Origin of the sequence: Caballeronia terrestris (assembly GCF_001544515.1) — a bacterium.
Taxonomy (GTDB): domain Bacteria; phylum Pseudomonadota; class Gammaproteobacteria; order Burkholderiales; family Burkholderiaceae; genus Caballeronia; species Caballeronia terrestris.
In genome coordinates, this window is the sequence record NZ_FCOL02000011.1 from 22,975 (window position 1) to 34,750 (window position 11,776).

The 11,776-nt window shown below is 63.9% G+C and carries 7 protein-coding genes; 6 read left to right on the forward strand and 1 reads right to left on the reverse strand.

The genetic code is table 11. The features are described 5' to 3' along the window. The first annotated feature begins 8 nt into the window (after positions 1-8). The 5 genes from AWB67_RS11850 to AWB67_RS11870 all read left to right on the forward strand — a co-directional run bounded on the left by AWB67_RS11850 (position 9) and on the right by AWB67_RS11870 (position 10,490). Positions 9-5,003 carry a non-ribosomal peptide synthetase gene (locus AWB67_RS11850; protein ID WP_087656433.1) on the forward strand — a complete coding sequence of 1,665 codons (4,995 nt, stop codon included), beginning with the start codon at positions 9-11 and terminating at the stop codon, positions 5,001-5,003. A 21-nt stretch (positions 5,004-5,024) separates the two neighbouring features. Next, positions 5,025-6,389 carry a lysine N(6)-hydroxylase/L-ornithine N(5)-oxygenase family protein gene (locus tag AWB67_RS11855; RefSeq protein WP_087656434.1) on the forward strand — a complete coding sequence of 455 codons (1,365 nt, stop codon included), beginning with the start codon at positions 5,025-5,027 and terminating at the stop codon, positions 6,387-6,389. A 36-nt stretch (positions 6,390-6,425) separates the two neighbouring features. Then, positions 6,426-8,603, forward strand: coding sequence for a TonB-dependent siderophore receptor (locus AWB67_RS11860; protein ID WP_087656435.1), 2,178 nt, complete (start codon positions 6,426-6,428; stop codon positions 8,601-8,603). Between the two features lie 3 nt (positions 8,604-8,606). After that, positions 8,607-9,449, forward strand: coding sequence for a formyltransferase family protein (locus AWB67_RS11865; protein ID WP_087656436.1), 843 nt, complete (start codon positions 8,607-8,609; stop codon positions 9,447-9,449). Between the two features lie 75 nt (positions 9,450-9,524). After that, entirely contained in the window at positions 9,525-10,490 is a 966-nt protein-coding gene (locus tag AWB67_RS11870) for a GNAT family N-acetyltransferase (protein WP_087656558.1), read from the forward strand. Here AWB67_RS11870 and AWB67_RS11875 read toward each other — a convergent pair. After that, positions 10,480-11,052 carry a 4'-phosphopantetheinyl transferase family protein gene (locus tag AWB67_RS11875; RefSeq protein WP_327365729.1) on the reverse strand — a complete coding sequence of 191 codons (573 nt, stop codon included), beginning with the start codon at positions 11,050-11,052 and terminating at the stop codon, positions 10,480-10,482. The genes AWB67_RS11870 and AWB67_RS11875 overlap by 11 nt on opposite strands. A gap of 172 nt (positions 11,053-11,224) precedes the next feature. Here AWB67_RS11875 and AWB67_RS11880 point away from each other — a divergent pair, with 172 nt between their 5' ends. Then, positions 11,225-11,644 carry a hypothetical protein gene (locus AWB67_RS11880; RefSeq protein ID WP_087656437.1) on the forward strand — a complete coding sequence of 140 codons (420 nt, stop codon included), beginning with the start codon at positions 11,225-11,227 and terminating at the stop codon, positions 11,642-11,644. Positions 11,645-11,776: the final 132 nt, after the last annotated feature.

Below are 11,776 nucleotides of genomic sequence, written 5' to 3' on the forward strand. Positions count from 1 at the left end.
ATCGACGGATGACGACTGCAAGACCCGATTTGCTCTCACTCGCGGCGCGCTTTGCGAAACTGCCCGACGCGCAGCGCAAGACCTTCCTGACGACGCTCGATGCAGCGGGGATCGACTTCCGCCTGCTGCCCATTCCACCGCGCGCCGAGCGTGCGGCGAGCGTGCCGGCGTCGTTTGCGCAGACGCGTCTGTGGCTCCACGCGCGCATGATCGACGAACCAGCGGCGTATCACATCACCGAGCGGCTGCGTCTCGATGGCGCGCTCGATGCGAACGCGCTGCGTCTCTCGTGCGATGCGTTGATCGCGCGCCACGAGGCGCTGCGCACGACGTTCGCGGAAGGCGCGGACGGCGTGCATCAGTCGGTGCATGCGCCGATGCGCTGCCCGTGGCACGCAGTGGATTTGAGCGGCGCGCCCGCCACCGAACGCGAAGCGCGTGCAAGCGCCATCGCTGCTGCCGATGAAGCATTGCCCTTCGATCTGACTCACGGCCCGCTGGTGCGCGTGCACCTGATCCGCCTCGACGCGACGACGCACTGGTTCTCGATCACGACGCATCACATCGTCTCGGACGGCTGGTCCGCCGATGTCGCGCTCGCGGAACTTGCATCGTTTTATCGCTCGTATGCGAGGAACGAAGCGGTGTCGTTGCCGCCGCTGCCGATCCAGTACGCCGATTACGCGCTTTGGCAGCGCCGCTGGCTCGATGCGGGCGAACGCGATCGTCAGCTCGAATTCTGGCGGGCACGGCTCGATCCGACGCGCGACGTGCTGATGTTGCCGGGCGCCGCACCGCGTCCTGCGCAGCGCAGTGCGCGCGCGTCGCGGCATCTGTTCAGGCTCGATACGCCGCTCGCGCAACGCGTGAAGGCGCTCGCCAATGCGCGCCGCGCAACGCCGTTCGCCGTGCTGCTCGCGACGCTCGACGCGCTGCTCGCGCGTGCATCGGGTGAGACGCATATCCAGGTCGGCGTGCCGTCGGCGAATCGGGAGCGGGGCGAGACGGCTGGCCTCATCGGCTTCTTCGTGAACACGCTGACGCTCGCGACGCGCGTCGATCCGAACGAGCCGTTCGCCGCGCTCGTCGATGCGACGCAGCAAGGGCTCATCGATGCGCAATCGCATCAGGACGTGCCCTTCGAACAGGTGGTCGAGGCGCTGGGCGTCGTGCGCAGCGCAAGCCATCATCCGCTCTTTCAGGTGATGGCCGCGTATGGCGCGCGGCGGCCGCTGCCGCCGCTCGCGGACGTGCGCATGACAGAGTTGCCGTCGGGCACGCCGTTCGCGAAGTTCGATCTGACGCTGAGCTTCGAGGAACGAGACGACGGTTCGATCGATGCAGGCTTCATCTACGCGCTCGATCTCTTCGAAGCTGATGCCGTCGAGCGGCTTGCGCAACGCTTCGTCGAATTGCTGTCGAATGCGCTTGATGCACCCGATGCGCTTGTCGGCGATCTGCAATGGCTGCCGCACGCGGAGCGCGCTCAGCTCGACGCGTGGAACGATAACGCGCCGAAGGAGGCCGAAGCGTTCAAGCCCGTTCACGAGCGCATCGCTGATCATGCGCGCGCGCGGCCCGATGCACGCGGCGTCGCGGATACGGACCGATCCCTCACACGCGGCGAAGTCGATGCCCGCGCGACGCGTCTTGCGCAACGGCTCGTTGCGGCGGGCGTGAGCGCGGAGATGCGCGTGGGCGTCGCGCTCGGACGCTCGGTAAATCTGCTTGTCGGCTTGATCGCGGTGCTGAAGTCGGGCGGCGCGTTCGTGCCGCTCGATCCGAGCCATCCGCGCGAACGCCTGTCGCAAATCCTCGACGATGCGCAGATCGTGCACGTCGTCACGGAGCGCGCGAGCTTGGCCACGCTGCCCGTGTCCGAGCACGCGCGCGTCTGGCTGATCGACGACGAATCTCTCTTCGACGACGACGCGACATCGAACGTCACGCTGCCCGCCGTCGCTCCGCAACAAGCGGCCTACGCGATCTATACATCGGGCTCCACAGGCAAGCCTAAGGGCGTGATCGTCGATCACGGTTCGTTTGCGCTGCATTGCGCGGCGATCGCGAAGCGCTACGGCGCGGGCGGGAAAGATGTCTTCCTGCTGTTCCAGTCGGTGAATTTCGACGGCGCCCACGAAGGCTGGTTCTCGCAGTACATGTCGGGCGCAGCAGTGGCCGTGACGGCCGATACGCTGTGGCCGCCTGCGCTCACCTGCAAGCTGATGACACGCGAAGGCGTAACGATGACCTACGTGCCGCCCGGTTGCGCGACGCAGCTCGCCGAATGGGCGCTCGCGCACGGCGCGCCGCCGACGCTGCGTTCGCTGACCGTCGGCGGGGAAGCCACGTCGCGTGAGGCGTTCGCGCTGATGCGCCGGGCGTTTCCGAACGCGCGCATCGTCAACGGCTATGGGCCGACGGAAACCGTCATCACGCCGATGCTGTGGATGTTCAACTCCGGCGACGATCCCGCGAAACTCGCCGACAGCGCCTATCTGCCGATCGGCACGCTCGTTGGCGCGCGCACGGCTCACGTGCTCGACGCGCGGCTGAATCCGCTGCCGGTCGGCGTGACGGGCGAACTGTATCTGGGCGGGGAGGGCGTGGGCGTGGCACGCGGTTATCTCGATAGGCCCGCGCTCACGGCCGAGCGCTTCTTGCCCGATCCGTTCGGCGCGCCGGGAGCGCGGTTGTATCGCACAGGCGATCTCGTGCGGCGCCGTGCCGATGGCGTGTTCGATTTCATCGGCCGCGTCGATCATCAGGTGAAGCTGCGCGGCTTGCGGATCGAGCTTGGCGAGATCGAAGCGCAACTCGCCGCCCACGACGATGTGCGCGAAGCGGTGGCGGTCGTGAACGGAAAGGGCGCGCAGGCGGCGCTCGTCGCTTACGTCGAACTGACCGATGAAGCGCGCGTGCGCGCCGCCCGCGCCGATGCCGCTGAACTCGACGCGCATCTGCGCCACACGCTGCCCGACTACATGGTGCCCGCGCATATCGTCGTGCTCGACGCGCTGCCGCGCAATGCGAACAGCAAGGTCGATCGCGCGGCGCTGCCCGAGCCGAAGCGTCGCGAGCGGGCTTACGAGGCGCCCAAAGCCGGCACCGAAGCGGCGCTTGCCGCGATCTGGCGTGAGATGCTGGGCGCGGAGCGGATCGGTCGAGCGGATCATTTCTTCGAACTCGGCGGGCATTCGCTCGCAGCGGTGCGCGTGGCGACGCGTGTCGCGGAGCGGCTCGCGCGCGACGTGCCGGTGCGCACGCTTTTCGAGGCGCCAATTCTCTCGCAGTATGCGCAGCGTGTGACGCGTGCACGAGTGGCCGAAGGTGCGACTGGTGTCGCGATGCCTGCTGTGGTGGCCGATGCGCAAGGCGTGCTGCCACTATCGGCCGCGCAGCTCGGCTTGTGGTTCCTGTGGCGCGCGCAGCCGCGAAGCGCTGCGTACAACATTCCCGTCGCGTTGCGGCTGCGCGGTCCACTCGCCATCGACGCGTTGCGCGAAGCGTTCGCGCAAGCCGCCGCGCGTCATCCGGCGCTGCGCACGCGCATCGTCGAACGCGACGGCGCGTTGCCCGGCCAACGCATCGACACGGCATGTGAAGTTGAATTGCCCGTGATCGATCTGACGAACGATGCGCAACGCGTCGCGCGCGCCACCGCGCTGACCGACGAAGACGCGCTCACGCCGTTCGATCTGCTCGACGCGAAGTCGCTCTGGCGCGCGCGCCTCCTGCGTCTCGCCGACGACGATCACGTGCTGTCGCTCGTCGTGCATCACATCGTGTCGGATGGGCATTCGATCGATCTCTGGCTCGAAGATATCCGCAGCGCTTACGCCGCACTCAAAGCCAGCGCATCGCTTGCGCCAGTGGTCACGCAAGCGTGGCCCGCGCTGCCCGCGTCCGCGCCTCCGTCGCGCCTCGCCTTCTGGCGCGATGCACTCGACGGCGCTCCGTCGGACCTGTTGCCTGCGCCCGCATCGGGCCGCGCGAGCGATCCTCAGTGGTCTGCGAGCCGCATCGCGTTCGAGTTCGACGATGCGCTCGTGCGCCGTGCCCGCTCGATGTCGCTCGACGCCCACGCGACGCTGCCAATGCTCCTGCACGCCGCGCTGAACGTCGCGTTCTATCGCGTGACGGGCGCGCTGGATCAACCCGTCGGCGTGCTCGCCTCGACACGCGAGCTGACCGGCGACGCAGCACGTCACGCACTCGGGCTCTTCATCAACGCGGTGGTCGTGCGCACGCGGCTCACCCGCGACGATTCGCCCGCGACGATCCTGAACACCGTGCGCGACACGGCGCTCGCCTCCTACGCCCACGCGGACACGCCGTTCGCGGACGTGGTCGCCGCGTTGAGCGCGCCGCGCGCAGGCCTCGGCAATCCGCTGTTCCAGGTGATGTTCAACTACCTGCGCCCGGCAGGCGCGGCGAATCGCGACTGGGCCGGCCTCGCGCTCGACGAGTTCAACGACGTGCGTCATCGCGTCGTCTTCGAACTGGAACTGGATATCGTCGAGCATCCGGACGGCCGCGTGACGGGCGCGTTTTCTTACGCGAACGAACTCGTCGATGCGGCGTTCGTCGAGGCGTTGTCGAGCGACTATCTCGCAGCCGTACAGCAGTTCGTCGATGCACCGCATGACGCGCTCGGCGAAGCACATGCGCTTTTTGCCTGCACGCCGTATGTCGAAGCAGCGCCGCAACCGCTGCTCGATACGGCCGCCCGTGCGAAAGCACGACGCGCAGCACAAGCACTCGAACGCGTGTGGCGCGATCTCTTCGACGGCCAGTCCCTCTCGCATGACGACGACCTCTTCGAAGCAGGCGCCACCTCGTTCGACGTCGTGCGTTTCGTCGATGCCGCGCAGCGCGCTGGCTTTGCCATCGAAATCTCCGATGTCTTCGCCACGCCGAACTTCGCGGGACTCGGCAGGCATGTCGTGCGCGAAGCACTAGTCCCGGCCGGAGCGGAACACGCGCCGGCCATCAATCAATAAGAACCGAGTGAGAGCAGAGACATGCACAAGGAAACAGTTTTCGATCTGATCGGCATCGGCTTCGGTCCGTCCAATCTTTCGCTGGCGGTGCGTCTTGCGGAAGAGGCGCGGACCTCGAAGCTCGCGCATTGTTTCGTCGAGCGGCAGCCCGAGTTCGGCTGGCATCGCGGGATGCTGCTCGACGACTGCCGGATGCAGATTTCCTTCCTGAAGGACCTCGTCACGCAGCGCGATCCTAAGAGCCGCTTCACGTTCATCAACTACCTGTTCGAGCGCGGACGCCTCAACGAATTCGTCAACCTGAGGAGCTTCTATCCGACGCGGCTCGAGTTTCACGACTACCTGCGCTGGGTCGCCGACGCGTTCGATCAGCGCGTGCATTATGGGCAAACCGTCACGTCGATCGAACCGGTGTTCGCATCGAAGGGCAGCAGCGAGGTCGATGCGTTGCGCGTGTTCTCACGCGATGACGAAGGCAATGAGCGGCAACGTGTGACGCGCTCGCTTTCGGTCGGCGTTGGCGGAACAGCGCAGGTGCCGGAGGCGTTCGCCGCGCTCGGGCCGCACAACGTTATCCATTCGTCGGCTTATCTGACGTCGATCGATCGCGTCGTTGGAACAGGTGACCGTGCGCCGAAAAAGCGCGTCGCGGTGATCGGCGCGGGGCAGAGCGCGGCGGAAGTCTTCGTCGATCTGGGGCGCCGGTTCCCGCATGTCGATGCGAGCCTCGTGATTCGTTCGAACGCGCTCAAGCCCGCCGACGATACGCCGTTCGTCAACGAAATCTTCAGCCCCGCTTATACCGACGTCGTCTACGCGCAGTCGAAGGACGGCCGCCGCTCGCTGATCGAGCGCTTTCGCGACACCAATTACGCGGTGGTGGACCGCCCGCTCATCGAGCAGATCTACGAGATGCTGTATCTGCAGAACGTGGCGGACAACGCGCGGCATCGGCTGCTCGCGAATACCGCGATCGAAGCGGCCGTGCGTGCTGCGAACGGCCAGATCGAACTCACGATGCGCGACGGCCTGAACGGCAACGCGCGCGCCGAACGCTTCGATGCGCTCGTGCTTGCGACGGGCTATCGACGCGACACGCATCTCGCGCTCCTCGACGGCCTGGCTCCGCATCTCGGCGATGCGCTGAACGAGGGCGATGTCGCTCGCGACTATCGGCTCGCGACGCCTGATCACTTCAAGCCGCGCATCTATCTGCAAGGCTGCTGCGAAGACAGCCACGGTCTCTCCGATACGTTGCTCTCTGTGCTCGCGCTGCGCTCGGACGAGATCGCGGCATCCCTTGCCGAGCATGCATCGACGGATCATCCGACGAACACCAATCAAACGCGCAACAAGGATGGTGCGCACATGGCATTCGCCATCTGAAACAAAAATGAAATCGCATCACGGGGGAAAGGAAAGATGGAGTGGGCAATACGAACGCGTCGAAGCTTGATCGCCGCGGCGGTGAGCTTCGCGTTTTGCGCAGCAGCGCATGCGCAAAGCACAGGCAACACGGAACAGGACGTTGCAGTAGCGAACACGCTGCCCGCGGTGAAGGTCAGCGCATCGTCGGAAGGCGAGGGTACGGTTGGTCTCGTCGCGCGCCGCAGCAGGACCGGCACGAAGACCGATACGCCAATCGATGAAATTCCGCAGACGATCAACGTCGTCACGTCCGCGCAGATCGAGGAGACGGGCGCGACGAGCATCAACGAAGCGCTGCGCTACGTGCCGGGCTTTTCGTCGTATGGCGCGGACGTTCGCTCCGACTGGTACTCGGCGCTACGCGGCTTCACGCCGGCTGTTTTCGTCGATGGATTGCAGGTGCCCAATACGCTGAACCTCTCGAGCTGGCGCGTCGATCCGTACATGATCGACAGCATCACGATCCTGCGCGGCCCGACCTCCGTGTTGTACGGACAAGGCGATCCGGGCGCGATCATCGATGTGCAGAGCAAGCTCGCCAATGGCGAGCGAATCCGCGAGGTCGGCATGCAGCTTGGTAACTATGCACGCAAGCAAGTGCAGTTCGATATCGGCGATACGATCGACAAGGACGGCACGTTCTCCTATCGCGTGCTCGCGGTCGGGCGCGATGGCAATTCGCTGACCGGACCGCATGCGGAGCAGCGCTTTTCGATCGCGCCTTCGGTCACGTGGCAGCCGAACGCGAGCACGTCGTTGACCGTTGCCGCGAGCTATCTGCAGGATTGGGGCGATGCGTCGAACAACTTCCTGCCGGCGGAGGGCACGGTGCTGCCGAATCCGAACGGCAGGATCTCCGAGAATCTCTACACGGGCGACCCGACGTATTCGTACTATCGCAAGAAGCAGTGGTCGGTCGGCTACCAGTTCGAGCACAAGTTCGATCCGGTGTGGACGTTTCGCCAGAACACGCGCTGGATGCATCTCTCGCTCGATAACGGCGCGGTGTGGGGCGGCGGTCTCGATGCGAGCGATTCGACGCAGCAGACGCTCTCGCGCTATGCCGGGCTCTTCCAGCCGAACTACAGCCGCTTCGACATCGACAACCAGGCGCAGGCGCGCTTCGGCACGGGACCGATCGAACATACCGTGCTGCTCGGCTTCGAATACAACCGCCAGAACTCGACCGACAGCGAATGGCTCGCGCTCGGGCCGAGCCTCAACATGTACAACCCGGTCTACACGCCGGTATCGACCGCGATCTTCGGCGGCCCCGATTCGTTCGGCCAGACCAATACGCGCACGACGCTCGATTCGTTCGGTCTCTACGCGCAGGATCAGATCAAGTGGCAGCGCTGGGTGCTGACGGTCGGCGGCCGCGAGGACTGGACCGATACGAAGCTCAACGACGTCGTCGGCGGTACGCAGACGAAGCAGAACGACAGCGCGTTCACGGGCCGCGTCGGGCTGACTTACCTCGGCGACTACGGGCTCTCACCGTACATCAGCTATTCGACGTCGTTCAATCCGATCATCGGCGTGAAGATGGCCGACGGCGGTTTGCCTTCGCCGACTAAAGGCCGGCAGATTGAAGCGGGCCTGCGCTGGCAGCCGGCGGGCAAGAACCTGATGCTGAACGCGGCCGTCTATCAGATCAACCAGACGAACGTCCTCACGCCCGATCCCACCGATCCCACCAGCACGTTCTCCGTGCAGACGGGCGAAGTGCGTTCGCGCGGCATCGAATTGAGCGCGGTCGGCAACGTGACGCGCGATCTGTCGGTGATCGCAGCCTACGTGTATCAGGACGTGAAGAACATCGACGCGAACGACGACACGCTCGGCAAGTGGCCGGTGTCGATTCCGCTGCCGCGTCAGATGGCCTCGCTCTGGGCCGACTATACGTGGCACGCGGGCCCGCTCGAAGGCTTCGGTGTCGGGGCGGGTATCCGCTATCAAAGCGGCCTCGCGGGTGCCGCCGACAACTCACTCTACGTGCCGAGCTACACCGTGTACGACGCGGCCGTTCACTATGACAATCGCCATTGGCGCTTCGCGGTGAACGCTTCGAACATTTTCAATCGCACGTTCGTGAGCGGCTGCCAGTCGTCATCGGCGTGCTTCTACGGCAATCCGCGCACGGTGATCGCGAGCGCCCGCTACAACTGGTGATCCATGTCCAAGAAGAAACTCGTTTATATCCTGTCGCTGCGCAATGCCGCAGCCGATCGCGCCGGGCAGCAGATCGAATACAAGGGTGGCCTGCGCTACATGAAGTCGCCGCTCGAATATCTCGTCGGGCGGCTCAACGAAACGGAACTCGGCGATCTCTACTCGCTCGACGGCGTCATCTATGACGATGATGAAGGATCGCCCGTCGATCAGGAAAAGCTCATGCATTACGGCTTTTCGTGCACGCCGGGCAAGCAGTGGATCTATCCGTCGAACCTGAAGGTGCAGGGCAAGTCCGTGAACAGCCTGCTGCATGCGATTCCTTCGGCTTACCGGCGCTTGCCGCTCAATGCGCCGGAGCGTGTTGCGCAGAAAAGCGCTTTCGAGCGGCAACTGCTCGACAAGCTGATCGAACTCGAAGCCGATTTCGTCGTGCTCGACGGATTGCTCGTGATCCTCGATGAACTCATGCGGCCCGGTGCGCTCTTTCATCGGCGGATTGCGAACATCCATCCGGGCGTGACGCGCCTCGGTTCGCGCTACGAGCGACGCGGCGCCTATGCGACGCTCGATGCGTTATATGGCGCGCGCGGCGAGAAGGTCATCGACTGGTTCACGCGTGAGACGCGGACCGTGCCACCGGTCGATAAAACCGGCGCGTCGTTTCATTACGTCGATAACGGCATCGATTCGGGCGAAGTGATCTTCGACCTGCTCGAAACCGACATCGACCCGAACGACACGATCCTCGAACTGCGCTGGAACAACTTCAACAAGAGCCTCTTTCCCGCGCTCGAAGGCGGCCTCGCGACGATGGCCGAGAGTTTTGCGAAGGAGGTGATCTGAACATGGCGTCTTCAACGCGTCGTGTGATTTCGAGCCACGACGCACACCACCCAGTCAAATGCCGGAGACATGACGATGAACGTACGTTTTCATCCTGAGGCGACGGCCGGTTTGACCGCCGCTATCGATACACCGATTGACCGCACGCTCTTTGCGTGGCGATTAGATCTTGCGCCTGAAGCGCTCTTGCCCGCGCTCGGCGAACTCTTCTGCCCCGAAGCGGACCGCCAGAGCGCGACGCTTGCTTTGCCACTTTCAGAAGCGATATCGACCAATGCCTTCGTCGAGCGAGCGATTGCGGAAGGCGTGGTCGACCAAGCGCTTCATCGCGACGGCCAGTTGCTGCTTACGACTTCGCGCCGTACCTTCTGGCAGCAGCAGCGTCCCTGGCTCAAGGCGAGCGCATCGGGCGACATGCCGCTTAGCTACACGGAGACCAACGGGCGGCGCCATCCGGTGCGTCCTATTAACGCGGAAGGCACGATCTACGAGCGCCACGTTCCGCAGATCGACATGACTTTTAGCTTGCGCACCGCTGACCCGGAGGCCGATGCCGATGTTTTCAGCGCATGGATGAACCTCGATCGCGTGGCGCACTTCTGGGACCAGAGGGGCACGCGCACCGAGCATGCGGCGTATCTCGCGGAACGTCGCGCCGACCCGCACATGCATCCGATGATCGGCTACTTCGACGACAAGCCCTTCGGCTACTTCGAGTTCTACTGGGCGCAGGAAGACCGCCTTGGTCCGTTCTACGACGCGGGCGATTTCGACCGCGGCCTGCATCTTTTGATCGGCGATCCGCAGTTTCAAAGCGCGGGCAAATTGAGGGCGTGGTGGAGCGGCGTGCTGCACTACATGTTCATCGACGAACCGCGCACGCAGCGGCTCGTGGGCGAACCGCGCGTCGATCACGTGCGGCACATCGCATACATGCACCGGATGGGGTTCTACACGCTCAAGGAATTCGACTTCCCGCACAAGCGCGCGGCGCTGACCGTCATCGAGCGCGAGAAGTTTTTCAGCGACTTCAAGTTCTGAACGCAGCCGCCGACCATGCGAGGCAAGCCGCGTAACCCGGCGGCATGGAAAGCGGCGTGGTGGCGATGCCTTGCACGTCGTCGCGACGAGGCCACACGGAGAAGTGCTGCAGGCCCTTCGTGATGCCCACGCCGAGCGCTTTCAATATCGCTTCCTTCGTGACCCAGATGTCGTAGAAGGCGTCCGTTTGCGCTTGGAGATCGAGTTGCCCGACGGCATCGCGCTCGTGCGGACTGAGCGCGATCTCCGCTACCGTGCGCCAGTCGAATTGCGTCGCACGCTCTTCGATATCCACCCCGACGCGTCTTCGCACTGACAACGCGATCAGCCCATGATTGCCCGAATGCGAGACGTTGAAATCGATGGCGTGCGTGTTCTCATCCGCTAGCGATGGACGTCCCGCCTTGTCGCTGACGAACCGCACGTCTTTAGCCGCGATGCCGAGCCGTTCCGCCAGCAACCCGCGCAATGCCGCGCGAACCATCGCGAACCGCAGCGCATCCATGCTGCGATGAAAGGCGTTGGCGCGCGTGCGTTCGTCATCGGAGAGCGAAGCAAACATCGGATCGTCTAATCGCGCGCCAAATGCGATATCGATGCGCCAAAGCGAAACATCGGCTGGACACTCCGGCGGTAAGGGAACAACGACTAACGGGATCATGAATTCCGACGCGTGCAAAATAAGTCCATGGGATTATGCCAGCGACGCATAAATCATCGAAAGCGAGGAGAGCATGGCAAGCACATGGCAATTCCAGATCAGGATCGCGGTTTCGGCGAAATTCGCGGAGGCGTTGCGCGAGGGTAGCGCCGATCCCGCACTCGACCCGCTTCACGACATCTTGCGCGCGCATAACGCCACGCTGAAGTCCCAGTTCGACGCATTCATGGACTACGTGACCGAAGCGGAAAGAACGGACCCCGACAACTATCCGCTTTATGAGTGGACGCGCGCGTCGGTCGATAGTCCGGAGAAGAAGGCGAAGTATCTAAGGGTCTTTACCGTGTACGTGGACGGTGAAGAGATCTACCGCGAAGAAACGGCCAATCAATTGCACGCGGAATTGACGGCTCTTGCCGGTCCGGACGGCATCGAACGCGTCATGAAGTTCGATACGAATCCGGCGAACAATCCGCAGCCGCCTCGGCAATAATTCCTGCATAAATCCATTTGGGTAATTATTGCCAATTAGCCTTGACGATCGGCAATCGCCGCCGCTAAAGCACCCCACGCAAACGTTTTGCGTGTCGAATAGATTTCATGCCTTCTCCAACCGCTATATCAT